At 55.4% G+C, this 24,674-nt stretch carries 31 protein-coding genes; all 31 read right to left on the reverse strand.

Translation table 11 applies throughout. The annotated features are described in order from the left end of the window. Positions 1 to 20: 20 nt before the first annotated feature. On the reverse strand, positions 21 to 1,040 hold the full coding sequence (locus LKE65_RS11715; protein ID WP_025826924.1) for a DNA-directed RNA polymerase subunit alpha: 1,020 nt from the start codon (positions 1,038 to 1,040) through the stop codon (positions 21 to 23). Between the two features lie 110 nt (positions 1,041 to 1,150). After that, a complete protein-coding gene (gene rpsK / locus LKE65_RS11720) occupies positions 1,151 to 1,543 on the reverse strand; it encodes a 30S ribosomal protein S11 (protein ID WP_025826926.1) in 393 nt (130 codons plus the stop codon). Between the two features lie 63 nt (positions 1,544 to 1,606). Beyond that, a complete protein-coding gene (gene rpsM, locus LKE65_RS11725; protein ID WP_086647139.1) occupies positions 1,607 to 1,984 on the reverse strand; it encodes a 30S ribosomal protein S13 in 378 nt (125 codons plus the stop codon). 121 nt (positions 1,985 to 2,105) lie between these two features. Continuing rightward, complete coding sequence (locus LKE65_RS11730) at positions 2,106 to 2,774, reverse strand: adenylate kinase (protein WP_086647138.1); 669 nt, start codon at positions 2,772 to 2,774, stop codon at positions 2,106 to 2,108. Next, a complete protein-coding gene (gene secY / locus LKE65_RS11735; protein ID WP_278741452.1) occupies positions 2,771 to 4,123 on the reverse strand; it encodes a preprotein translocase subunit SecY in 1,353 nt (450 codons plus the stop codon). Before secY ends, LKE65_RS11730 begins: the two co-directional genes overlap by 4 nt. Before the next feature lie 140 nt (positions 4,124 to 4,263). After that, complete coding sequence (rplO, locus tag LKE65_RS11740; RefSeq protein ID WP_086647136.1) at positions 4,264 to 4,752, reverse strand: 50S ribosomal protein L15; 489 nt, start codon at positions 4,750 to 4,752, stop codon at positions 4,264 to 4,266. A 1-nt stretch (position 4,753) separates the two neighbouring features. After that, complete coding sequence (rpmD, locus tag LKE65_RS11745; protein WP_086647135.1) at positions 4,754 to 4,939, reverse strand: 50S ribosomal protein L30; 186 nt, start codon at positions 4,937 to 4,939, stop codon at positions 4,754 to 4,756. Then, complete coding sequence (gene rpsE, locus LKE65_RS11750) at positions 4,932 to 5,507, reverse strand: 30S ribosomal protein S5 (RefSeq protein ID WP_048852990.1); 576 nt, start codon at positions 5,505 to 5,507, stop codon at positions 4,932 to 4,934. Before rpsE ends, rpmD begins: the two co-directional genes overlap by 8 nt. A 15-nt stretch (positions 5,508 to 5,522) precedes the next feature. Then, positions 5,523 to 5,885 carry a 50S ribosomal protein L18 gene (gene rplR, locus LKE65_RS11755; protein WP_086647134.1) on the reverse strand — a complete coding sequence of 121 codons (363 nt, stop codon included), beginning with the start codon at positions 5,883 to 5,885 and terminating at the stop codon, positions 5,523 to 5,525. Continuing rightward, positions 5,885 to 6,418, reverse strand: a complete 534-nt coding sequence (rplF, locus tag LKE65_RS11760; RefSeq protein ID WP_086647133.1) for a 50S ribosomal protein L6 — start codon at positions 6,416 to 6,418, stop codon at positions 5,885 to 5,887. The genes rplR and rplF overlap by 1 nt, the downstream gene beginning before the upstream one ends. A gap of 10 nt (positions 6,419 to 6,428) precedes the next feature. Next, complete coding sequence (gene rpsH, locus LKE65_RS11765) at positions 6,429 to 6,827, reverse strand: 30S ribosomal protein S8 (RefSeq protein WP_086647132.1); 399 nt, start codon at positions 6,825 to 6,827, stop codon at positions 6,429 to 6,431. 9 nt (positions 6,828 to 6,836) lie between these two features. Then, on the reverse strand, positions 6,837 to 7,142 hold the full coding sequence (gene rpsN, locus LKE65_RS11770) for a 30S ribosomal protein S14 (protein ID WP_025826945.1): 306 nt from the start codon (positions 7,140 to 7,142) through the stop codon (positions 6,837 to 6,839). 71 nt (positions 7,143 to 7,213) lie between these two features. Continuing rightward, on the reverse strand, positions 7,214 to 7,783 hold the full coding sequence (rplE, locus tag LKE65_RS11775; protein ID WP_048852987.1) for a 50S ribosomal protein L5: 570 nt from the start codon (positions 7,781 to 7,783) through the stop codon (positions 7,214 to 7,216). Between the two features lie 10 nt (positions 7,784 to 7,793). After that, positions 7,794 to 8,114 carry a 50S ribosomal protein L24 gene (gene rplX / locus LKE65_RS11780; RefSeq protein WP_086647131.1) on the reverse strand — a complete coding sequence of 107 codons (321 nt, stop codon included), beginning with the start codon at positions 8,112 to 8,114 and terminating at the stop codon, positions 7,794 to 7,796. Next, a complete protein-coding gene (gene rplN, locus LKE65_RS11785; RefSeq protein ID WP_025826951.1) occupies positions 8,114 to 8,482 on the reverse strand; it encodes a 50S ribosomal protein L14 in 369 nt (122 codons plus the stop codon). Before rplN ends, rplX begins: the two co-directional genes overlap by 1 nt. A gap of 18 nt (positions 8,483 to 8,500) precedes the next feature. Continuing rightward, entirely contained in the window at positions 8,501 to 8,770 is a 270-nt protein-coding gene (rpsQ, locus tag LKE65_RS11790; RefSeq protein WP_086647130.1) for a 30S ribosomal protein S17, read from the reverse strand. Positions 8,771 to 8,783: 13 nt separating this feature from the next. Then, positions 8,784 to 9,020 carry a 50S ribosomal protein L29 gene (gene rpmC, locus LKE65_RS11795; protein ID WP_086647129.1) on the reverse strand — a complete coding sequence of 79 codons (237 nt, stop codon included), beginning with the start codon at positions 9,018 to 9,020 and terminating at the stop codon, positions 8,784 to 8,786. 1 nt (position 9,021) lies between these two features. After that, entirely contained in the window at positions 9,022 to 9,438 is a 417-nt protein-coding gene (rplP, locus tag LKE65_RS11800; protein ID WP_025826957.1) for a 50S ribosomal protein L16, read from the reverse strand. A 17-nt stretch (positions 9,439 to 9,455) separates the two neighbouring features. Continuing rightward, positions 9,456 to 10,133 carry a 30S ribosomal protein S3 gene (gene rpsC, locus LKE65_RS11805; protein ID WP_086647128.1) on the reverse strand — a complete coding sequence of 226 codons (678 nt, stop codon included), beginning with the start codon at positions 10,131 to 10,133 and terminating at the stop codon, positions 9,456 to 9,458. Between the two features lie 3 nt (positions 10,134 to 10,136). Beyond that, positions 10,137 to 10,547, reverse strand: a complete 411-nt coding sequence (rplV, locus tag LKE65_RS11810; protein ID WP_086647127.1) for a 50S ribosomal protein L22 — start codon at positions 10,545 to 10,547, stop codon at positions 10,137 to 10,139. Between the two features lie 8 nt (positions 10,548 to 10,555). Next, positions 10,556 to 10,834 (reverse strand): 30S ribosomal protein S19, encoded by a 279-nt coding sequence (gene rpsS, locus LKE65_RS11815; RefSeq protein ID WP_012812769.1) that lies wholly within the window; start codon positions 10,832 to 10,834, stop codon positions 10,556 to 10,558. A 13-nt stretch (positions 10,835 to 10,847) separates the two neighbouring features. Beyond that, positions 10,848 to 11,678: a 50S ribosomal protein L2 gene (gene rplB, locus LKE65_RS11820; protein WP_278741454.1), complete on the reverse strand. Its 831-nt coding sequence runs from the start codon at positions 11,676 to 11,678 to the stop codon at positions 10,848 to 10,850. Between the two features lie 16 nt (positions 11,679 to 11,694). Beyond that, positions 11,695 to 12,030, reverse strand: a complete 336-nt coding sequence (locus LKE65_RS11825; protein WP_048852979.1) for a 50S ribosomal protein L23 — start codon at positions 12,028 to 12,030, stop codon at positions 11,695 to 11,697. Next, positions 12,027 to 12,641, reverse strand: a complete 615-nt coding sequence (gene rplD / locus LKE65_RS11830; RefSeq protein WP_048852978.1) for a 50S ribosomal protein L4 — start codon at positions 12,639 to 12,641, stop codon at positions 12,027 to 12,029. The genes LKE65_RS11825 and rplD overlap by 4 nt, the downstream gene beginning before the upstream one ends. Positions 12,642 to 12,645: 4 nt before the next feature. Next, positions 12,646 to 13,326, reverse strand: a complete 681-nt coding sequence (gene rplC, locus LKE65_RS11835) for a 50S ribosomal protein L3 (RefSeq protein ID WP_086647125.1) — start codon at positions 13,324 to 13,326, stop codon at positions 12,646 to 12,648. 10 nt (positions 13,327 to 13,336) lie between these two features. Then, positions 13,337 to 13,645, reverse strand: a complete 309-nt coding sequence (gene rpsJ / locus LKE65_RS11840) for a 30S ribosomal protein S10 (protein WP_007282720.1) — start codon at positions 13,643 to 13,645, stop codon at positions 13,337 to 13,339. Positions 13,646 to 13,750: 105 nt separating this feature from the next. After that, entirely contained in the window at positions 13,751 to 14,941 is a 1,191-nt protein-coding gene (gene tuf, locus LKE65_RS11845; RefSeq protein WP_086647124.1) for an elongation factor Tu, read from the reverse strand. A 90-nt stretch (positions 14,942 to 15,031) separates the two neighbouring features. Beyond that, positions 15,032 to 15,508: a 30S ribosomal protein S7 gene (rpsG, locus tag LKE65_RS11850; protein WP_059023537.1), complete on the reverse strand. Its 477-nt coding sequence runs from the start codon at positions 15,506 to 15,508 to the stop codon at positions 15,032 to 15,034. 14 nt (positions 15,509 to 15,522) lie between these two features. Next, the gene (gene rpsL / locus LKE65_RS11855) at positions 15,523 to 15,894 is read right to left on the reverse strand and encodes a 30S ribosomal protein S12 (RefSeq protein WP_003622698.1); all 372 of its coding nucleotides are present in this window, start codon (positions 15,892 to 15,894) and stop codon (positions 15,523 to 15,525) included. A gap of 338 nt (positions 15,895 to 16,232) precedes the next feature. Beyond that, positions 16,233 to 20,408 carry a DNA-directed RNA polymerase subunit beta' gene (gene rpoC / locus LKE65_RS11860; protein WP_278741457.1) on the reverse strand — a complete coding sequence of 1,392 codons (4,176 nt, stop codon included), beginning with the start codon at positions 20,406 to 20,408 and terminating at the stop codon, positions 16,233 to 16,235. Positions 20,409 to 20,501: 93 nt separating this feature from the next. Continuing rightward, on the reverse strand, positions 20,502 to 24,674 hold the full coding sequence (gene rpoB, locus LKE65_RS11865; RefSeq protein WP_095348977.1) for a DNA-directed RNA polymerase subunit beta: 4,173 nt from the start codon (positions 24,672 to 24,674) through the stop codon (positions 20,502 to 20,504).

Raw genomic sequence — 24,674 nt, forward strand, 5'->3', positions numbered from 1 at the left:
TAGTATCGGGAAAAGTCAAATCAAAACGGCTCATCAAGCCGCTTTGCCAACTCTTCAATATTTTCCGGCGGCCAGGCCGGGACATTCATACCCAAGGACAGCCCCATGGAGGTCAGGACTTCCTTAATTTCGTTCAGGGATTTACGGCCAAAGTTCGGTGTGCGCAGCATTTCCTGCTCACTCTTCTGAACCAGATCCCCGATGTAGATGATGTTGTCGTTCTTCAGGCAGTTTGCGCTACGAACAGACAATTCAAGCTCATCCACCTTGCGCAGCAGATTACGGTTGAACGGCAGATCATCCTCAGGCTCTTCAGCCTGTACAGGACGCGGCTCATCAAAGTTGATGAAGAGCTGCAATTGATCCTGCAGAATGCGCGCGGCCAGAGCCACTGCATCTTCGGGCGTTACCGCACCATTTGTTTCGACCGTAAGCAGCAGCTTGTCATAGTCGGTGACCTGACCAACACGGGTCGGTTCCACCTTATAGGACACGCGCTTGACGGGCGAATAGATTGCATCAACCGGGATCAGGCCGATCGGGGCATCTTCCGGGCGGTTAGCCGCCGCAGGAACATAGCCTTTTCCGGTATTAACAATAAATTCCATGCCCAGCTTGACGCCGTCATCAAGCGTGCAGATGACCAGATCAGGGTTCATGATTTCAATGTCATGACCTGTCTGGATCTGGCTTGCGCGCACTTCGCCGGGGCCAGTGGCCGTCAGCACCATACGCTTCGGCCCTTCACCGTGCATGCGCAACGCCAGCTGCTTGATGTTCAGGACGATGTCAGTCACATCTTCCCGCACACCGGCAACGGACGAAAACTCGTGCAGAACGCCGTCAATCTGAACTGCCGTGACCGCAGCACCTTGAAGAGAAGACAGCAGAACCCGACGCAGGGCGTTACCGAGCGTCATACCAAAACCGCGTTCCAGCGGCTCAGCCACTACGGTTGCGATACGAGCGGGCTCCACTCCGGATTCAACTTCAAGCTTTTCGGGCTTGATCAGAGATTGCCAGTTTTTCTGAAGGACCAATGGACCGGCCTTTCAATACGAAAAACCACTGCTTGCGCAGCGATTTCTCTGAAGTGGACACAACAAATGGAAAGGCGGCTTGTTATCAGGCAGCCTTTCCGCTCGTAAGCTCAGACGCGGCGACGCTTACGCGGGCGGCAGCCATTGTGCGGGACTGGTGTCATATCACGAATGGAAGTGATCGTGAAACCAACAGCCTGCAGGGCACGCAGTGCGCTTTCACGCCCCGACCCAGGACCGGAAACTTCAATTTCCAGCGTTTCCATGCCGTGTTCACGGGCCTTGCGGCCTGCATCTTCAGCCGCAACCTGCGCCGCATAAGGCGTAGACTTCCGCGAGCCCTTAAAGCCCTGCGCACCAGCAGAAGACCAGGAGATAGCATTCCCCTGAGCATCAGAGATGGTGATCATGGTGTTGTTGAACGTGGAGAGCACATGCGCCACGCCCGAAATAATGTTCTTACGCTCTTTTTTACGAACACGCGGTGTTGCGGCTTTCGCCATGTCTTTTCTACCTCAGTCCCTGCCCAGCCTGCGTTTGCAGGCTGGGCGCCTTAGCGGATTGGATTAACGGGTTGCTTTCTTCTTACCGGCAATAGCCACTGCCTTACCCTTACGGGTACGGGCATTGGTGTGCGTCCGCTGGCCACGCACCGGCAGGCCACGACGATGACGCAGGCCGCGGTAGCAACCAAGATCCATCAGGCGCTTAATGTTCATCGCAATTTCACGACGCAGGTCGCCTTCAACGCGATAGGTGCCATCAATCAGCTCACGGAGCTTCATGATTTCATCGTCGCTGAGTTCGTTAACCCGCTTTGCTTCCGGAATCTCCAAGGACTTGCAGATTTCTGCCGCCTTAGATGCGCCAATTCCATAAATATACTGAAGCCCGATCACAACCCGCTTGTTTGTCGGGACATTCACGCCGGCAATACGTGCCACGCCTTATACTCCTGTTCGCCCGCTTTTACAGCGAACGGCTCATAGCCCTGTCTTGACTGGGCGGATTTCACTTGGTGGCCGCGAAATATACCGACCACCGTTACAAGTCAACGAAAACTGATCACTTCTTCGTGATCACGCCGCTATCCTTAAGCGCTGCTTCAATTTCTGCTGTCACTTCAGCAGTCGAAAGCATGCCGTTTACCTTACGCAAACGCCCCGTTTTTTCATAAAACGGCAGAATCGGCGCGGTCAGATTGCGGTATTCTTTCAGGCGCTCAACAACTGTCTCACGCTTGTCGTCTGCCCGGCGCTTGAACTCATGACTCCCACAGCTATCGCATTCCCCTTCCTTTACAGGCGGGTTGGACGCTTCGTTATATGTCTGCCCACATTGTGCGCAGGTAAAACGTCCAGAAATACGATCTGCAAGGATCTCTTCATTCACGTCCAGAAACAGCACGACATCAATGCTCTTCCCATCCGCTGCGAGCATGGCATCCAGCTCTTCAGCCTGCCCCAGAGTGCGGGGGAAGCCATCCAGAATAAACCCATTCTGGCAGTCCGGCTGGGCAATCCGGTCTTTGAGCATGGCAATAATCAGGGCATCGGGCACAAGCTTGCCCGCGACCATCAATGCCTTTGCCTGATTACCAACCTCGGAGCCACGCGCCACTTCGGCACGCAGCATATCCCCGGTGGAAATCTGGATCAGTCCGTGGCGTTCTTCCAGAAGCTTGGACTGCGTACCTTTTCCGGCCCCAGGCGGGCCCAGAAAAATAATATTCATCGTCTGATGATCCTCTGCTTCCTGCCACCACGAGACTTACGCATAAGCCCTTGGTACTGATGCGCCACCAAGTGTGACTGCACCTGAGTAACCGTATCAATCGTAACCGACACAATAATGATCAGGCTGGTCCCACCAAAGTAGAAGGGCACATTATAGCGACTGATCAGTATCTGCGGCAACAGACAGACTGCCACCATATAAGCCGCGCCAATGGTCGTCAGACGCGTCAGGATCTTGTCAAAGTACGATGCAGTGGAAGCACCAGGCCGCACGCCAGGAATGAACCCACCCTGCTTACGCAGGTTATCTGCCGTCTCTGCCGGGTTAAAGGTCACCGCAGCATAGAAGTACGAGAAAAAGATAATCATCAATGCGTAAAAGAGCAGATACAGAGGCTGCCCCTGCCCCAGTTCTTCACCCAGAAATGATAACCAGCCCGGCAATAACTTACCGTTCATGAACCCTGCTAGGGTAACAGGAATCAGCAGCACCGAAGAGGCAAAAATCGGTGGGATAACCCCTGCCGTGTTCACCTTGAGCGGCATATGCGTGGTGTCTCCACCAAACATGCGCTGCCCCATCTGCCGCTTGGGATACTGGATAATAACCCGCCGCTGTGCTTGTTCCATGAACACGATGAACATGATGGTCAGACCAGCCAGCACAAGGAACAGAAGCACAAAGAAGGACGACAGAGCGCCCGTGTACCCCAACTGGAAAAGGCTCACCAAGGCATGCGGCAGGTTGGCCACGATACCGGCAAAGATAATGAGAGAAATCCCATTACCAACACCGCGCGACGTAATCTGCTCACCAAGCCACATCAGGAACATTGTTCCGCCCACCAGTGCTGTTACACAGGTGACCAGAAAAAGCGGACCCGGATTCACAACAGCAGCGCCGCTCTGAACATTCTCAAGCCCGATCGCAATCCCGTAGGCCTGAAAAACCGCAATCAGCACGGTCAGGTAACGCGTGTACTGGTTGAGCTTTTTGCGCCCCTGCTCACCCTCTTTCTTGAGGGCTTCAAGAGAGGGCACCGCCGTAGACATCAACTGCACGATAATGGACGCAGAGATATAGGGCATGATGTTCAACGCGAAGACGGTCATACGCCCAAGAGCGCCCCCCGAAAACATATTGAACATGCCAAGAATGCCGCCCTGATGCTGCGCCAGAAGCTGCCCCATAACCGTAGCATCTACACCGGGCACAGGAATATACGTTCCCAAACGGTAAACAATCAGCGCGCCTAGCGTAAACCAGATCCGCTTCTTGAGTTCCGTCGCCTTGGCAAAGGAGCCTACGTTAAAATTGGCAGCCAGTTGTTCGGCCGCGGAAGCCATGCATCCGTCCTTCCACACAAACAGCGCCGCCACACAAAGTGGAGACGCTGGCATGATTGCCTGAAAAATATCAGACAGCTGTTCTGACTTAAACACGGAAGAGAGAACAGGGTCTGCCACTGCTCTCTCCCCCACGCCAATCAGGAGGCGCTAGCTTCCACAGGTGCCGTCACCAGCAGCTTGATGCTGCCGCCAACTTTTTCAATGGCAGCCTTAGCAGAAGCAGAAACGCCAGACACTTCAAAAGAAACGCCTTTTGTCAGTTCGCCTTCACCCAGAATGCGAACCCCTGCGTACTTACCGGTCCCGACCAGACCAGCTTTCTTCAGCGCTTCTTCGGTGATAGTCACGCCGTTTTCCAGCTTACCATCGGCCAGTGCCTGTTCTACTGCACCAAGGTTCACTGGTGCATAGACCTTGCGGAAGATGTTTTTAAAGCCCCGTTTCGGCAGACGACGGTAAATCGGGAGCTGACCACCTTCAAACCCGTTGAGGGAAACACCCTCACGTGCCTTCTGGCCTTTCACACCCTTACCGGACGTTTTGCCCTTACCGGAACCAATACCGCGCCCGAGCCGCTTTTTGCGGTAGCGAGCACCTTCGTTATCACGAAGTTCGTTGAGTCTCATATTAGTCCTCCACCTTCACCAGGTGGGCCACTTTGCGGACCATACCCCGGGTAGACGGGGTATCTTCCAGAACCTTTTCGCGCCCGATCTTGTTCAGACCAAGCCCGATCAGGGTTTCCTGCTGACCCGGCTTACGTCCGTTACCGGACGCAATCTGTGTCACCTTGAAAGTTTTTTTATCAGACATCTGCAGCCTCCGCACCAGCAGCCTGGTCGCGCTTGCCAAAGATTTCCGCCACTTTCTTGCCGCGGCGGTTTGCCACAGCACGGGGGCTGGCACAACGTGTCAGGGCGTCAAAAGTCGCCTTGACCATGTTATGCGGGTTCCGGGTCCCCAAGGACTTGGCAACAACGTCGTTAATGCCAAGGCTTTCGAACACGGCACGCATCGGACCACCAGCGATGATCCCCGTACCGGCTTCAGCCGAACGCAGCACAACTTTACCAGCACCGAAGTGACCAGCAACGTCATGGTGCAGCGTGCGCCCTTCTTTCATGGGAACGCGAATCATCCCACGCTTGGCGCGTTCGGTGGCCTTGCGGATCGCTTCAGGAACTTCACGGGCCTTACCAGCGCCGTAGCCCACGCGACCCTTCTGGTCACCAACCACAACCAGAGCAGCAAACGCAAAGCGCCGACCACCCTTAACAACCTTTGCAACGCGATTGATGGTTACCAGCTTATCAACCAGTTCATCGCCTTCGCGTTCACGCTCACGGCCGCCTCGACCGCCTTCTCTTGGTTCACGAGCCATTGCGTGATCCTTTCCTCAGAAGGAGAGACCGCCCTCACGGGCCGCCTCCGCCAGGGCCTTGACGCGCCCGTGATAAAGATAAGATCCCCGATCGAACACGACCTGAGACACACCAGCCGCAACAGCACGCTGGGCAACCAGCTTACCAACCGCACCAGCGCTTTCCCGCGTTGCGCCGTTTTTCAGGGCTTCACGCAGTTCTTTATCCAGCGTCGATGCTGCAGCAAGGGTAACCCCCTGCGCGTCATCAATCACCTGAGCGTAGATGTTCTTACCAGACCGGAAAACCGACAGACGAGGACGGCCACCAGCCTTGCGGCGAAGCTGAAAACGGAGACGCGCGCGCCGCCGATTCCGCAATTCCTGCTGAGTGCTCATTATTTCTTCTTGCCTTCCTTACGGCGGATGGTTTCCGTATCATAACGAACACCCTTGCCTTTGTAAGGCTCAGGCTTGCGATAGCTACGAATATCCAGAGCCACCTGGCCAACACGCTGCTTATCAATCCCTTCCACCACAATCGCGGTAGGACGCGGGGTAGAAATCTTGATGCCAGCAGGAATCGGATAGATCACGTCGTGAGAAAAGCCGAGGTTCATAACGAGGTTAGAACCCTGCACTGCAGCACGATAACCTGTCCCGGTAATTTCCAGGGTCTTGGAGAACCCGTCAGAAACACCTTTGACCGCACAAGCGATAAGTGCGCGTGTTGTACCCCACATCATGCGTGCCTGAGATTCGGTACCATTTGGCTGCACAACAACCAAATTGTCCTTCACTTCAGCCGTAACATGACTGGAGATGGGCAGAGAAAGCTCACCCAGCTTACCCTTGGCCTTAAAAACACCGTCCGCGATGGAAACTGTAACCCCTGCCGGAACTTCGACGGGATACTTGCCTACTCGTGACATTTATCCCTCCTCAGAATACGCGGCAAAGGACTTCACCACCAACATTGGCGGCGCGGGCCTCTACATCGGACAGAACACCACGCGGCGTGGACAGGATGGAAACACCCAGACCGGCGCACACACGCGGCAGTTCTTTAATTTTGGAATAGACGCGGCGGCCAGGGCGGGAAACACGCTGGATTTCACGAATAACCGGTTCACCTTCCGCGTATTTCAGCTCGATGTGCAACTGGGAAATACCCTTCCGCACTTCTTCGCGCTTGTAACCACGGATGTAACCTTCGCGCTGCAGAGCTTCAAGCACGTTCACACGCAGATTGGATGCCGGAGCAACACAAGAGTTGTGACGTGCACGCTGAGCGTTGCGAATACGGGTGAGCATATCACCCAAAGGATCTGAAAGCGACATCTCGAGCCCTTACCAGCTAGCTTTCACCACTCCCGGAATCTGGCCATCAGAAGCCAGATCACGGAAAGCGATACGACACAGCTCAAACTTACGGTAGTTACCGCGAGAACGACCTGTCAGCTTGCAACGCAGACGCACGCGTACACGGGAACCGTTACGCGGCAGTTCTGCCAGCTTGAGAGACGCATCGAACCGATCTTCCACGGGCAAAGACCGATCCATTACGATGTTTTTGAGAGCGGTACGCTTCTCATTATCCCGTGCCGCCATGCGCTTGCGTTTAGCATTACGCAGGATGGCAGATGTTTTAGCCATACAACATTACCTCCGGAACCCTTCGAAAACCTTCGACGGTTTTCCAAGATCACACAATAAAGCAGCCTGTATCATCCCAAGAAGGGAAGATCAAATGCCTTCAGCAAAGCCTTAGCTTCTGCGTCCGTTTTCGCACTGGTCACGAACACAACATCCATACCGCGGACTTCGTCCACTTTGTCGTATTCGATTTCAGGGAAAACAATCTGCTCTTTCAGGCCAAGGGCAAAATTGCCACGACCATCAAAGCCTTTTGTCGCAGGGAGACCACGGAAGTCGCGGATGCGCGGCATCGCAATCGTCACAAGACGATCGAGAAATTCGTACATCCGAGCCCGACGCAGCGTGACCTTACAGCCAATCGGCAGCCCTTCACGGATCTTGAAGCCAGCGATTGCTTTTTTAGCAACCGTTTTGACCGGCTTCTGACCTGCGATAAGGGTCATTTCTGCAACGGCTGCATCCAGCTTCTTCTGGTCACCAGCGGCTTCACCAACGCCCATATTCAGGACGATTTTTTCAAGCCGCGGCACCTGCATTTCGTTGCTATACCCAAACTGCTCACGCAGCTTGGCACGAAGTTCACTCTCATAGCGCTGGTGAAGGCGCGGGAGGGAACGCCCTTCCTGATTCGCACTCATACCTGGCCTCTCAACCTTCAATCACTTCGCCAGTCGCCTTGGCAACGCGAACTTTTTTGCCGTTTTCCAGCACACGGAAGCCAACGCGGGTCGGCTTCTTGGAGGCCGGGTCAACCAGTTTCAGGTTGGAGAGGTGAACCGCTGCCTCACGGGCAATAATTCCACCTTCCTGCCCCATGCGGCTAGCGCGCTGGTGACGTTTGGCAATTGCAACACCACGGACAACAGCGCGATCTTCGGAAGGACGAACCTCCAGAACTTCACCCTGCACACCCTTGGAAGAGCCGGTGATGACGACAACCGTATCGCCTTTTTTAATACGGGCAGCCATTACAGCACCTCCGGCGCCAAAGAGATGATCTTCATGAACTTCTTAGCACGCAGTTCACGCACGACCGGGCCAAAAATACGGGTGCCGATCGGTTCCTGCTGCTTGTTGATCAGCACGGCAGCGTTGCGGTCGAACCGGATAGCGCTGCCATCGGGACGGCGAACCGGGTAAGACGTACGCACGATAACGGCCTGGTGAACATCGCCCTTCTTCACCTTCCCACGGGGGATGGCTTCCTTGACGGAAACGACGATCACGTCGCCGACCGAGGCAGACTTCCGCTTGGAACCGCCCAGCACCTTAATGCACTGCACCTGACGTGCACCGGAATTGTCGGCCACATCGAGGTTGGTCTCGGGATGGATCATAACCTAGAAATCCTTACGTTAGGCCGACGCGGTTTGTTCCACGCCCACGGCTTCACCGTTGCGGGAAATCACGGTCCACGTCTTACGCCGAGAAATAGGCGCACATTCAACAATCCGCACAGAATCACCGATCTTGCAGATGTTTTCTTCATCATGCGCCGCATACTTCTTGGAGCGACGAATGAACTTCTTATACACAGGATGCATGACGCGACGATCGACAAGAACCGTAACGGTCTTGTCCATCTTGTCGCTCGTCACACGTCCGGTCAGGACGCGCCTCGGCATCGGCTACCTCTCCTCAGGCATTGGCAGCAGATGTTTTTGCACCTGCTGCATTCTTTGCATTCTGCGCAGCAATTGTCTTGATGCGCGCAATTTCACGGCGGACCACACGGACGCGGCTCTGCGCTTCTGTCTGGCCGGTGGCCTGCTGGAAACGCAAGTTGAGCTGTTCACGCTTGAGTTCAACCAGACGGGCTTCAAGCTCGTCTGGTGTTTTAGCGCGCAAATCAGCTGGCTTTACTGCCTTTACCATCTCACGCATCTCCAATTCGGGTCACAAATTTGGTCTTGATCGGCAGCTTGGCAGCACCAAGAGCCAGCGCTTCGCGCGCCAGTTCGGGCGGTACGCCTTCGATCTCAAACAAAATACGACCAGGCTTCACACGGGCCACCCAGAATTCAGGCGATCCCTTGCCAGAGCCCATACGCACTTCTGCAGGCTTTGTCGAGACCGGAATATCCGGAAAAATCCGAATCCAGACACGACCCGCACGTTTCATGGCGCGGGTAATGGCACGACGGGAGGCCTCGATCTGGCGCGCCGTAATACGTTCCGGCTGCAGAGCCTTAAGGCCAAACGTACCAAAGTTCAGTGTGGTACCGCTTTTAGCAAGGCCGTGAATACGACCTTTATGAGCTTTGCGGAATTTTGTCCGCTTAGGGGAAAGCATTGTTTTTTATCCTCTCCTCAGCGCTGAGGAGCCTGTTCGGCCGCCCGGCGATCCTGTGCCAACGGATCATGAGCAAGAATTTCACCCTTGAAGATCCATACCTTCACACCGCAGGTGCCGTAGGTGGTCTTCGCCGTTGCCGTGCCGTAATCAATGTCGGCGCGCAGGGTGTGCAAGGGCACACGACCTTCACGATACCATTCAATACGTGCGATTTCAGCACCGCCCAGACGGCCAGAGCAGTTGATCCGGATACCCTGGGCACCCAGACGCATGGCAGACTGCACGGCGCGCTTCATGGCGCGACGGAAGGCTACGCGGCGTTCAAGCTGCTGGGCAATGTTTTCAGCAACCAGAGTCGCATCGATTTCCGGCTTGCGGATTTCAACGATGTTCAGCGCAACTTCCGTACCCGCCATGCGGGTCAGTTCCTTGCGCAGAGCGTCGATGTCCTGACCCTTCTTGCCGATGACAACACCAGGGCGTGCTGCGTAAATCGTAACGCGCGGCTTTTTGGCCGGGCGTTCGATCACTACGCGGGATACGCCTGCCCCAGCCAGCTTGCGGCGCAGGAATGCACGAAGCTTAAGGTCTTCGTGCAGCAGACGGGAATAGTCTGCATCTGCGTACCAGCGGCTGTCCCAGGTGCGGTTGATGCCGAGCCGCAGCCCGACCGGATTGACTTTATGCCCCATAGCTCAGGCCGCCTTCTGCTCGGAAGAAGCCGTGTCAGACACAACGGCCCGCTCGGCTACAACAATCTTCAGGTGACTGAAAAACTTTTCGACGCGTGCGGAACGACCGCGGCCACGTGCGTGAAAACGCCGCATGACAATGGACTTACCCACTTCGGCCGTTTTGACCACCAGCTGATCAACATCGAGCTGGTGGTTGTTTTCAGCGTTAGCGATCGCGCTTTCCAGCGTTTTCTTAACCTGCTGAGCGATACGGCGCTTGGAGAATGTCAGCGTCGCAATTGCCTGAGATGCAGGTTTATTACGGATCAGGCCTGCCACAAGGTTCAGCTTGCGGGGGCTAACCCGGATGTTACGCGTGATAGCTTGCGCTTCTGTTTCCGCGAGCGTGCGCGGATGCTTCGGCTTGCTCATCTGTGCTCTTAGCCCCGCTTAGACTTCTTGTCAGCACCATGCCCGTGGAACGTACGGGTGGGAGAGAATTCGCCAAACTTGTGGCCAACCATATTCTCTGTCACCTGCACGGGCAGGAACTTCTGACCGTTATAAACACCGAACGTCAGACCAACGAACTGCGGAAGAATCGTTGAACGACGCGACCAGATCTTGATCACTTCATTCCGACCCGATGCGCGGGATACTTCAGCTTTATTCAGCAGATACCCGTCGACGAACGGACCTTTCCAGACGGAACGTGCCATCTTCTATTGCCCCTTACTTGCCGGTCTTCCGGCGACGGATAATCAGACCGTCCGTCCGCTTGTTGACCCGAGTTTTGTAACCTTTGGTGGGCTTGCCCCACGGCGTAACCGGATGACGACCACCAGATGTGCGGCCTTCACCACCACCATGCGGATGGTCAACCGGGTTCATCACCACGCCGCGGTTATGCGGACGGCGACCCAGCCAACGGGAACGACCAGCTTTACCCATGTGCTGGTTCATGTTGTCCGGATTGGACACGGCACCAACGGTTGCCATGCATTCACCGCGAACAACACGCAATTCACCAGACTGCAGCTTGATCTGGGCGTAGCCAGAATCCTTACCAACCAACTGCGCATACATCCCTGCGGAACGGGCCAGCTTGCCGCCAGCGCCCTGCTTCAGTTCGATGTTATGGATAATCGTACCCACCGGAATAGCAGCAAGCGGCATAGCATTGCCTGGCTTAATGTCCACACGCGCACCAGCGATGACATTGTCACCAACCTTCAGACGCTGGGGTGCCAGAATGTAAGCCAGTTCACCGTCTTCGTACTTCACCAGCGCGATGAAGGCTGTGCGGTTGGGATCGTATTCAAGACGTTCCACAGTGCCCAGCACATCAAATTTGCGCCGCTTGAAGTCCACATAACGATAGGACTGCTTATGACCGCCGCCACGGAAACGAGACGTGATACGACCGTTATTATTACGGCCGCCCGACTTGTTCTTACCTTCCGTAAGCTGCTTGACCGGCTTGCCCTTCCACAGGTCAGCACGATCAATCAGAACCGTACCACGCAGGCTCGGCGTGACAGGATTAAAGTGCTTCAGTGCCATTAGTTTCTACCCTTGGTCACGCCAGCTTCGCGGTCAGGTCAATGGACTGACCTTCTGCAAGCTGAACGAACGCCTTCTTAACGTCAGAACGCTGACCAATACGCCCTTTAAAGCGCTTGGTTTTACCTTTCTGGACAAGGGTGTTGACGCCAACAACCTTGACTCCGAACAGCGTTTCCACCGCAACCTTGATTTCAGGCTTGCTAGCCGTCATTGCGACCTTGAAAACAACCTGATTTTTTTCAGAAAGCGCAGTCGCCTTCTCGGTAATGACAGGCGTCCGCACGATGTCGTACAGAGCCTCCCGAGAGAGACGCTCGGCTTTCTTGCGAATAGCAAGAATATTCGTCATGCCAGGCGTTCCTTCAGTCCTTCAAGGCCTGCCTGCGTGATGGCAAGCACCTCGTGGTTCAGAATGTCATAAACATTCGCGCCAATGGTCGGCAGAATGTCGATCTTCGGCAGGTTGCGAGCAGCGCGCACGAAATTTTCGTCCACGGATGCGTCCACAATCAGAGCCGAGCCCCAGCCGAGCCCCTGCAGCTTCTTGGCCAGTTCGCTGGTCTTGGTCACGCCCGAAGCCGCGTCCAGAACAACGAGCTTACCTTCAGCAGCCTTCTGCGACAGAGCAGAGATCAGGCCCAGACGACGCACCTTTTTAGGCAGGTCATAGCCGTGATCACGCACAACCGGACCGTGCACAACACCACCAGTACGGTACTGAGGAGCGCGCAGGGAGCCCTGACGTGCACTACCCGTGCCCTTCTGGCGATACGGCTTCTTGGTCGTGCCGGACACTTCGCCCATGCCCTTGACCTTGTGCGTACCAGCGCGGCGCTTTGCCAGCTGCCAGTGCACAACGCGTGCCATTACATCTGCCCGGGGTGCTGCGCCGAAAAGTTCTTCCGGAAGCGTAGCTGAACCAGCCGTGCCGTTATCAAGTGTCTTGATTTCGATTTCCATGATCTCAGGCCTCCGCCTTCACAGCTGCCGGGTACGGCGCATCGCTATGGCGGGCTTTCTTGATCGCATCACGAATGAGAACGACACCATTCTTTGCTCCCGGAACGGAGCCACGAATCATGATCAGATTCTTTTCCGGATCGACCGCTGCGATTTCCAGATTCAAGGTGGTCACGCGTTCATCACCCAGATGACCAGCCATTTTCTTGTTCTTGAAGGTTTTGCCAGGGTCCTGGCGGTTACCGGTCGAACCATGCGAACGGTGCGAAATGGACACACCATGCGAGGCTTCAAGACCAGCAAAATTCCAGCGCTTCATGGCGCCAGCAAACCCTTTACCCTTACTCGTCCCCGTCACGTCAACCTTCTGGCCAACAACGAAGTGGGAAGCAGAAAGAGCAGCACCGACTTCCAGCGTAGCGTCATCGGCCACACGGAACTCACGAACTGTTTTCTTGGGTTCAACCTTCACGCGGGCAAAATGGCCACGGTTGGGTTTTGTTACGTTTTTCACCTTGGCGTTGCCCATACCCAGCTGGACGGCTACGTAACCATCACGCTCCTGAGTACGAACGTCTACCACCTGCACGTCATCAACGTGCAGAACGGTGACAGGCACATGAGTGCCGTCTTCCTTGAACAGTCGGGACATGCCCAACTTTTTTGCGATCAATCCGGTGCGCATCGTCTGGACCTTAAAGTTTGATCTCGACATCCACGCCAGCGGCGAGGTCGAGCTTCATGAGAGCGTCCACGGTCTGCGGAGTGGGCTCAACAATATCGAGCAAACGACGATGAGTCCGAATTTCGAACTGCTCGCGGCTCTTCTTGTCAACGTGAGGAGAACGGTTAACCGTAAACCGTTCGATATGCGTCGGCAGCGGGATAGGACCCCGAACCCGCGCACCCGTACGCTTCGCCGTATTCACGATCTCTTTCGTGCTGTTATCAAGCACCCGATGATCGTACGCTTTCAGGCGAATGCGGATGTTCTGGTTGTCCATCTGTTTCTTAGTCCAACACTTTACTTGTCCGGGATAACCCGGCCGCCAAGTAAGACCCCAACCGAATAATCGGTCGGGGCCACTCAGTCTCTAATCCTTTATCGATTACTCGATAATGGAGGCAACAACGCCTGCACCAACGGTACGGCCACCTTCGCGGATAGCGAAGCGGAGACCTTCGTCCATGGCGATAGGAGCGATCAGCTCCACTTCCATGGCGCAGTTGTCGCCGGGCATAACCATTTCCGTGCCTTCGGGCAGGTGCACAACACCCGTCACGTCAGTCGTACGGAAGTAGAACTGCGGACGATAGTTGGTGAAGAACGGCGTATGACGACCACCTTCTTCCTTCGTCAGGATGTAGGCTTCAGCCTTGAACTTCTTGTGCGGCGTAATGGAGCCGGGCTTAGCCAGAACCTGACCACGCTCAACGTCTTCACGCTTCGTACCACGCACCAGAGCACCGATGTTGTCGCCAGCTTCGCCGCGGTCAAGCAGCTTGCGGAACATTTCAACGCCCGTAACGGTGGTCTTGATGGTGTCTTTCAGGCCGACGATTTCAACTTCGTCACCCACGTTGACAACACCACGCTCCACACGACCGGTCACAACCGTACCACGACCGGAGATCGAGAACACGTCTTCGATCGGCATCAGGAACGGACGATCAACCGGACGTTCCGGCTGCGGGATGTACGCATCAACTGCGTCCATCAGGTCACGAACGCGGTTTTCACCAACTTCCGGGTCGCCGTCTTCCAGAGTAACCAGAGCGGAGCCCTTGATTACCGGAATGTCGTCGCCAGGGAACTGGTAGGAAGACAGAAGTTCACGAACTTCCATTTCAACCAGCTCAAGCAGTTCAGGATCATCAACCTGGTCAACCTTGTTCAAGAAGACAACCAGAGCCGGCACACCAACCTGACGAGCAAGCAGGATGTGTTCACGGGTCTGCGGCATCGGACCGTCAGCAGCGGACACAACGAGGATGGCACCATCCATCTGAGCCGCACCGGTGATCATGTTCTTCACATAGTCAGCGTGTCCGGGGCAGTCGACGTGCGCGTAGTGACGGTTTGCGGTTTCATATTCCACGTGAGCGGTGGAAATGGTGATGCCGCGAGCGCGTTCTTCGGGAGCGGCGTCGATCATGTCGTATGCTTTGAACTCAGCGCCGCCGGTCTTTGCCAGGGTCTTCGTAATAGCAGCCGTCAGAGACGTCTTACCATGGTCAACGTGACCAATGGTGCCGATGTTGCAGTGCGGTTTATTCCGCTCAAATTTAGCCTTAGCCATTGTTTACTCCATGCCCCAAAAAATGTCCGGGATGCAGTTGTTATAAGCGCCCCAATCCCTCGACAAGAGGGAAAGCGGAACTTTCACGGATTACCAGCGATAATGACTGAATGCCTTGTTGGCTTCAGCCATACGATGCGTGTCTTCACGCTTCTTCACAGCCGCACCACGATTGTTCACGGCATCCAGAAGTTCGTTGGACAGACGGTCCTGCATGGTGTTTTCACCACGCTTGCGTGCTGCATCGATGACCCAGCGGATAGCCAGAGCCTGACGACGGTCAGTGCGCACTTCGACCGGAACCTGATAGGTCGCACCACCAACACGGCGGGAACGGACCTCAACGGCCGGCTTTACGTTATCCAGAGCGTTATGGAACAGCGCGATCGGATCGGATGCTGCACCATTGCGACGGGCCATGGCGTCAATCGCACCATAGACAATCTTTTCGGCTGTGGACTTCTTACCGTCGAACATCAGCGCGTTCATAAAACGCGTAATGACGACATCTCCGAACTTCGGATCGGGAAGGATCTCGCGCTTAACAGCACGATGACGGCGACTCATACCTTAACTTCCTCTTATTTCGGACGCTTGGCGCCATACAGCGAACGACGCTGACGCCGCTTGGCGATACCCTGCGTATCGAGAACACCGCGAAGGATGTGGTAACGAACACCCGGCAAATCTTTCACACGACCGCCGCGGATAAGCACAACACTATGTTCCTGAAGGTTGTGACCTTCACCAGGAATATAGCTAACCACCTCATAGCCATTCGTCAGACGCACCTTGGCAACTTTACGCAGTGCGGAGTTAGGCTTTTTCGGTGTCGTCGTATAAACGCGGGTGCAAACGCCGCGCTTCTGAGGGCAGCCCTGCAGAGCGGGCACTTTGTTCCGCTTGACTGCAGGCTTACGCCCTTTGGCAATGAGCTGGTTGATGGTCGGCATGCGCCTTTCCCGATCCTTACACAGTTCGGTCGACCAGCTGCATCTTCTGCGGCTAGCCGACTTTCATTAAAAAGATCCCATCAGGCAACAACCCGGATGGGGCTATATTGGCATCCGGCTCCGCTTCCCCCCGGAAGCCAACCGCATGCTAAAACTCATACAGAGAACCTGAGTGCCCTGCTCATCAATAAAGATAAACAAAGCTGAGGGCTGCTAACTACAGCCCCCCCTACCAGAAGTCAAGCTTTACCCGGCGATTCTCTACTGCACACACTCAGGAGCCACAAAAAAGGCCGGAGCAATGCCCCGGCCTTTTCCAACTCTTTATAATAAAGAGTTTATTCAGCAGCCGTACGGCTCACGCGCTGTTTGTCCTGTTCTGCGGCAATGGCGCGCAGGCGCTTCATGACGCTCCCCGTCCCTGCCGGGATCAGACGACCCACAATCACGTTTTCCTTCAGGCCCATGAGCTTATCAACCTTACCAGCTGTTGCGGCTTCGGTCAGAACACGCGTGGTTTCCTGGAAGGATGCGGCCGAGATAAAGGACTGGGTCTGCAACGATGCCTTGGTAATCCCCTGCAGCACCGGCATAGCCAGCGCAGGGCGTTCACCCGCATTGAGGCATTTGGTGTTCTCGACATCGAACTCAAGCCGATCCACCGTCTCACCGATCAGGTAGGTCGTATCACCCGGTTCCAGAATCTCCACTTTCTGGAGCATCTGACGAACGATAACCTCAATGTGCTTATCGTTAATCTTCACGCCCTGCAGACGGTAAACATCCTGAATTTCGTTGATCAGGTAATCAGAGAGAGCCTCGACCCCCATGACCTTGAGAATATCGTGCGGAACGCGGGGACCATCGACCAGCGGATCGCCTTTTTCCACAAAGTCACCTTCCTGAACGGAAATGTGCTTGCCTTTGGGGATCAGGTATTCCTGCTCATGTCCGGTTTCATCATTCTTCACGACAATCCGACGCTTGGACTTGTAATCCTTGCCGAATTCAACGCGCCCTTCCATTTCCGCAATAATAGCGTGATCTTTGGGACGACGCGCTTCAAACAGCTCGGCCACACGCGGCAGACCACCGGTAATGTCACGCGTTTTGGAACCTTCACGCGGCAGACGTGCCAGCACGTCACCCGCATTCACTTCCGCACCGTTTTCAATCGAAAGCAGTGTTTCAGGTGACAGGAAGTAGCGGGCTTCACCACCGTTATCCAGCTTCACCACTTCGCCGTTGGCATCCTTAAGCTGCACGCGAGGACGCAGATCAACGCCCTTACCTGCCTGCTTGTAGTCAACCACCACCTTGGAGGTCAGGCCGGTCACTTCGTCCATACGCTCGACAAGCGTGATGGAATCAATGAGGTCCAGATATTCGATCTTACCGGCTTTTTCCGTGATGATCGGAAGGGTGTAGGGGTCCCACTCGGCCAGTTTCTGGCCACGTGCCACGGTAGCGCCTTCCGTTGTGAGCAGACGCGCACCGTAAGGCACACGGTAGCGGAATTTCTCCACGCCCTTTTCGTCTGTCAGCAGGATTTCACAGTTACGGGCCATGACAATTGGCACGTTCTGGCTGTTCTGCACCACGTTACGGTTGCGGATGACAATCTTACCATCGCGGGATGCTTCGATCATGGACTGTTCAGCACCACGCTGCGCCGCACCACCAATATGGAAGGTACGCATGGTCAGCTGGGTACCAGGCTCACCAATGGACTGCGCCGCGATAACACCAACCGCTTCACCGATGTTAACCGGCGTACCACGTGCCAGATCACGCCCATAGCAACGACCGCAAACACCAACGCGGCTGTCACAGGTCAGCACGGAGCGGATATGGATAACTTCCACACCGGAGGCTTCAATACGTTCCGCATCAGCTTCATCAACAAGCTGGTTGCGCGCTGCAATGACCTTGCCAGTCGTGGGGTCCACAACGTCGGACGCAAGTGTGCGGCCCAGAATACGTTCGGACAGGGAGGCAACGACTTCCCCACCATCCATCACCGCACGCACGGTCAGACCGCGCTCACTACCGCAATCTTCTTCGATAATGATGCTGTCCTGCGCCACGTCAACCAGACGACGGGTCAGGTAACCGGAGTTTGCAGTTTTCAGCGCGGTATCGGCCAGACCCTTACGTGCACCATGGGTAGACGTAAAGTAATCGAGAACCGACAGGCCTTCCTTAAAGTTGGCAATAATCGGCTGCTCAATAATTTCACCAGACGGCTTGGCCATCAGACCACGCATACCAGCAAGCTGCTTCATCTGCGCCGGCGACCCACGGGCCCCGGAGTGGCTCATCATCCACACAGAGTTGATGGGCTTGCCAACTTCCTGACGGGAAATTTCCTTGGTCATGGCAGCCTGCACTTCGTCCGTGCAACGTGACCAAGCATCGACCACCTTGTTATAGCGTTCGCCCGCCGTAATCAGACCATCCTGATACTGCTGTTCAAACTCTTTAACTTCGGCTGCGGTGCGATCGACCAGTTCTTTCTTTTCAGCGGGGATGATCATGTCATCCTTACCGAAGGAAATACCCGCCTTGGCAGCATGGCGGAAACCAAGCGCCATCAGACGGTCGCAGAAAATGACAGCTTCTTTCTGGCCGCAGTGACGGTAAACCGTATCAATCACGTCAGACACGGCTTTTTTGGTCAGCTGACGGTTGATCAGAGAGAACGGAATGGTTTCATGCTTGGGCAGGATCTGCGCGATCAGCACACGACCGGGTGTGGTCACGGCTGTTTCATAGACGCGCTTGCCATCTGCATCAATCTGCTCAAACCGGGCCCGGATCTTGTCGTGCAGTTTGAGAGCCCCGGCATTGAGCGCGTATTCCACTTCCCCGATGGAAGAGAAAGATGCTGCACCGGCTTTAACCAGTTCACCCGTTGTTTCGTCGTATTCGTTCCGATCCGGCGTAACCTTGAATTCAGGCGTTTCCAGGCTGAGGTAATACAGCCCGAGAACAATATCCTGAGACGGCACGATAATCGGCTTGCCATTGGCGGGGCTGAGGATGTTGTTGGTCGACATCATCAGCACGCGCGCTTCAAGCTGGGCTTCCAGACTGAGCGGTACGTGCACGGCCATCTGGTCACCGTCAAAGTCCGCGTTAAAGGCGGTGCAGACCAGCGGGTGCAGCTGAATGGCCTTACCTTCAACCAGCACAGGTTCGAACGCCTGAATACCAAGGCGATGCAGGGTCGGTGCGCGGTTCAGAAGGACGGGATGTTCGCGAATAACTTCTTCAAGAATATCCCAGACTTCGGGACGTTCTTTTTCCACCATCCGCTTTGCGGCCTTGATGGTCGTGGCATGACCATACTTTTCCAGCTTGGCGTAAATGAAAGGCTTGAACAGTTCCAGCGCCATCTTTTTGGGCAGACCGCACTGATGCAGCTTCAGTTCCGGCCCGACCACGATGACCGAACGGCCAGAGTAGTCAACGCGCTTACCCAGAAGGTTCTGACGGAAGCGACCCTGCTTGCCCTTGAGCATATCAGACAGGGACTTGAGCGGACGCTTGTTGGCACCTGTAATCGCACGGCCACGACGACCGTTATCAAACAGGGCATCCACAGCTTCCTGCAACATGCGCTTTTCGTTACGCACGATAATATCGGGCGCGCGCAGTTCCATCAGCCGCTTGAGGCGGTTGTTACGGTTGATAACGCGGCGATACAGATCGTTCAGATCGGACGTTGCAAAACGCCCACCATCAAGCGGCACAAGCGGGCGCAGTTCAGGCGGAATAACCGGAACCAGGTCCAGAATCATCCACTCGGGGCGTGCACCGCTTTCCGAGAAAGCTTCGACCAGCTTGAGGCGCTTGACGAGCTTCTTGCGTTTGGCTTCGGACGTGGTTTCCTTGAGCGCCTGACGCAGCTCTACCTTTTCGGCATCACACTCAATGCGTTCAAGAACCTTCTTGATCGCTTCGGCACCGATCCCGACTTCAATCCCTTCCTCGCCATAATCGTCCATTGCGTCGAGATACTGCTCTTCGCTCAGGAGAGAATACTGCTTGAGGGGAGACGTGCCCGGTTCAAGAACCAGATAGTTCTCGAAATACAGAACCTTTTCCAGATCCTTGAGCGTCAGATCGACCATCAGGCCGATGCGGCTTGGCAGGGATTTCAGGAACCAGATATGCGCAACAGGGCTGGCAAGCTGAATATGACCCATGCGCTCACGGCGGACTTTGGCCAGTGTGACTTCAACGCCGCATTTTTCGCAGATAATACCGCGGAACTTCATCCGCTTGTATTTGCCGCAAAGGCATTCGTAGTCTTTGATCGGGCCAAAAATCCGAGCGCAGAACAGGCCATCACGTTCAGGCTTGAACGTACGGTAGTTAATGGTCTCGGGCTTCTTGATTTCACCAAAAGACCAGGACCGGATCTGCTCAGGCGATGCAAGCTGGATCTTGATCTGGTCAAAGGTCATTGCCTGGCCGGTCTGGCCAAGAATTTTCATGAGTTCATTCATGTGCAGAAGCCCCCAAAGGGAAATGGAGCGCTGGAGCAATGGCTCCAGCCTCCTTCTTGAAATAAGTACGGATTGTGGCGGGGAAAATCACCGTTAGTCTGCCCCCTGCTCCAACTCCACATTGAGGCCAAGGGACTTGAGTTCCTTGATCAACACGTTGAAGCTTTCCGGAATACCGGCTTCAAAGTCATCCTGTTCGCGTACAATCGCTTCATAAACCTTTGTTCGGCCAGACACGTCATCCGACTTCACGGTTAGCATTTCCTGCAGCGTGTAAGCAGCACCGTAGGCTTCAAGCGCCCACACTTCCATTTCCCCAAAGCGCTGGCCACCAAACTGCGCCTTACCACCCAGCGGCTGCTGCGTAACAAGCGAGTATGGACCAATGGAACGGGCATGGATCTTGTCATCGACAAGGTGATGCAGCTTCAGCATGTAAATGTAACCGACAGTCGTCTTGCGCTCAAACTGTTCGCCTGTCCGCCCGTCAATCAACTGCGACTGGCCCGATTTGTTAACGCCAGCCTTTTCCAGCATGGCTTCAATATCGGGGATGGAAGCGCCATCAAACACCGGGGTCGCAATAGGCACGCCCTTGCGCAGGTTATTGGCCAGTTCCACCAGTTCGTTGTTGTTCATGTTCGCAATGGCGTCATCATAGACCTTGTCGCCATACACGTCTTTCAGACGGTCCAGCAGGTCCTGACGTTTTTCGCCCGTGCGCTGGTAGTCGTCCACCAGTTCGCCAATACCACGGCCGATATTGGCACATGCCCAACCCAGATGCGTTTCCAGAATCTGACCGACGTTCATGCGCGATGGCACGCCAAGCGGGTTCAGAACCAGATCAACCGGCGTTCCATCTTCCAGGAACGGCATGTCTTCAACCGGAACCACGCGGGAGACAACCCCCTTGTTCCCGTGACGACCGGCCATTTTGTCACCCGGCTGAAGCTTACGCTTAACCGCGACAAACACCTTGACCATTTTCATCACGCCAGGCGGCAGTTCATCACCACGCTGGAGTTTTTCAACCTTGCTTTCAAAACGGGCCTGAATACGGGCAATAGCCGCATCAAACTCGCGCCGCAGGGTTTCAAGCTCAGCCATAACGCTGTCAGATGTTACAACAATGTGCCGCCACGTAGCACGGGGCTGTTCGTCCAGAACTTCCTGCGTGATCACCGTGCCGGAGCGGATACCCTTGTAGCCAGCGCCAGCAGTCTGATCGAGCAGCTTTTCACGCAGACGGCTGTAGAAGGAACGCTCCTGAATGGCCCGTTCGTCATCACGGTCTTTGGCCAGACGTTCAATTTCTGCGCGTTCAATGGCCATTGCGCGTTCGTCTTTATCCACGCCACGGCGGGAGAACACACGCACATCAACAATGGTGCCCGTTGTGCCGGGCGGCAGACGCAGGGATGTGTCACGCACATCAGATGCTTTTTCACCAAAAATGGCGCGGAGGAGTTTTTCTTCCGGCGTCATCGGGCTTTCGCCCTTTGGCGTAACCTTACCGATCAGAATATCGCCGGGGTTAACCTCGGCACCAACATAGACAATCCCGGCTTCGTCGAGGTTGCGCAGAGCTTCCTCACCAACGTTGGGGATGTCACGGGTGATTTCTTCCTGACCCAGCTTGGTGTCACGGGCCATGACTTCGAATTCCTCGATATGAATCGAGGTAAACACGTCATCCTTGGCAATCCGTTCGGAAATCAGGATGGAGTCTTCGAAGTTGTAACCGTTCCAGGGCATGAACGCGACCAGCACGTTACGGCCCAGAGCCAGTTCACCCAGCTCCGTGGAAGGACCGTCAGCAATAATATCACCCGCGCTGACCTGATCGCCCACATGGACCAGCGGACGCTGGTTAATGCAGGTGGACTGGTTGGAGCGTGAGTATTTACGCAGACGATAGATATCGACGCCCTGTGTGGCACCGCTGGCATCCGTCGAGCGCACAACAATACGTGCACCGTCAATCTGGTCCACAATACCGTTGCGCTTGGCAACAATGGTTGCACCGGAATCACGTGCAACAGCAGCTTCCATACCCGTACCAACCAGCGGCGCATCCGAGCGCACCAGCGGCACAGCCTGACGCTGCATGTTGGAGCCCATGAGTGCGCGGTTCGCGTCATCGTTCTCAAGGAACGGAATGAGCGCTGCTGCAACAGAAACAAGCTGTTTGGGCGATACGTCGCAGGCCGTTACTTCGGTCGGGGGCACCAGACGGAAGTCACCGTTACGGCGGACGGATATCAGGTCGCTGGTCAGCGCCCCTTCGTCGTTCACCTTGGCGTCAGCCTGAGCAACAACCAGCTTTTCCTCTTCCATGGCGGAGAGGTACTTCCAGCCGTCCTGCAGCACGCCGTCCTTGACCAGACGATACGGCGTTTCGATAAACCCGTACTTGTTCACCTTGGCGTATGTGGCCAGCGAGTTGATCAGACCGATGTTCGGGCCTTCAGGTGTTTCAATCGGGCAGATACGGCCGTAATGGGTCGGGTGAACGTCACGGACTTCAAAGCCTGCGCGCTCACGCGTCAAACCACCCGGACCCAGCGCTGAAAGACGACGCTTATGCGTGACTTCGGACAGCGGGTTGGTCTGGTCCATGAACTGGCTGAGCTGGGAAGAGCCAAAGAACTCACGCACAGCAGCAGCAGCAGGCTTGGCGTTGATCAGGTCATGCGGCATGACCGTATCAATATCGACCGAGCCCATACGCTCACGAATAGCGCGTTCCATACGCAGCAGGCCGATACGGTACTGGTTTTCCATCAGTTCGCCCACGGAGCGCACGCGACGGTTACCCAGATTATCAATATCGTCGATCTGACCGCGGCCGTCCTTCAGGTCACACAGAACCTTGATGGTGCGCAGGATGTCATCCTTACGCAGAACGCGCACGGTGTCTGGCACATCAATGTCCAGACGCATGTTCATCTTCACACGACCAACAGCCGACAGGTCGTAGCGGTCTGCATCGAAGAACAGGCCCTGCAGCATGGCTTCCGCCGTTTCCGCCGTTGGCGGTTCACCGGGGCGCATGACGCGGTAAATGTCGATCAGCGCTTCATCACGGCCGCTGTTTTTATCAACGGTCAGCGTGTTGCGGATCCACGGCCCTTTGGCGGAATCAATAGCCAGAACCGGCAGTTCGGTAATTCCGGCTTCTTCAAGCGCAGCCAGACGGGCTTCGGTGATTTCCTCACCGGCTTCACCGTAAATTTCACCGGTGTTCATGTTGACCATGTCGTGGGCGATAAAGCGCCCGATCAGATCAACTTCACCCACCAGCACTTCACGGGTTTTTTCAGCAATCTTGCGAACCAGACGTGCCGTCAGCTTTGTTTCAGCGTCAGCCACAACTTCGCCGGTTTCGGCATCCACCAGCGGCGCCAGCAGCTTGAGGCCACGGAAAGAGTCCGCATCGAACGGACGCGCCCAGCCCTTGGCAGACTTGGTGAAAGTGACTGTGTCGTAGAAGTAGCCGAGGATTTCATTGGCATCCATGCCATGAATATCCAGCGCATCCACATCCCCACCTTCAGCCAGCTTCGCTTTGCGCGCAGCGGCGGAGGCAGCACCTTCGAGTGCATAAAGGAGCGTGGTGACGGGCAGTTTACGCTTGCGGTCGATACGGACGTACAGCAGATCCTTGGCGTCGAATTCGAAATCGAGCCAGGAGCCACGGTAAGGAATAACGCGCGCAGCAAACAGGTATTTGCCCGACGAATGGGTTTTACCCTTGTCGTGGTCAAAGAATACGCCGGGGGAGCGGTGCATCTGGCTGACAATAACGCGCTCGGTGCCGTTAACGATAAAGGTCCCGTTATCGGTCATGAGCGGCATGTCGCCCATGTAAACCGGCTGCTCTTTAATGTCGCGGATGGAGCGCGAACCGGTGTCCTCGTCCACATCCCACACGATAAGGCGCAGAATGACCTTCAGCGGTGCGGAGAACGTGAGGCCACGCTGGATGCATTCCTCAACATCGTATTTCGGATCTTCAAATTCGTAGCTTACGAATTCCAGACGACCACGACCAGCAAAGTCATTGATCGGGAATACGGAGCGGAATACCTCCTGCAAACCCGTAGGAGTGCGCGCATCAGGCGACACATTGGCCTGAAGAAACGTCTCGTAAGACGCGCGCTGCACATCTATCAGGTTCGGCATCGGGGCGATTTCGGGAATCCGCCCGAAACTCTTGCGAATCCGCTTCCGTCCTGTGAACGATTTGGTGATTGCGTTCAT

The sequence above is a fragment of the Acetobacter fabarum genome (assembly GCF_022483405.1).
GTDB classification, from domain to species: domain Bacteria; phylum Pseudomonadota; class Alphaproteobacteria; order Acetobacterales; family Acetobacteraceae; genus Acetobacter; species Acetobacter fabarum.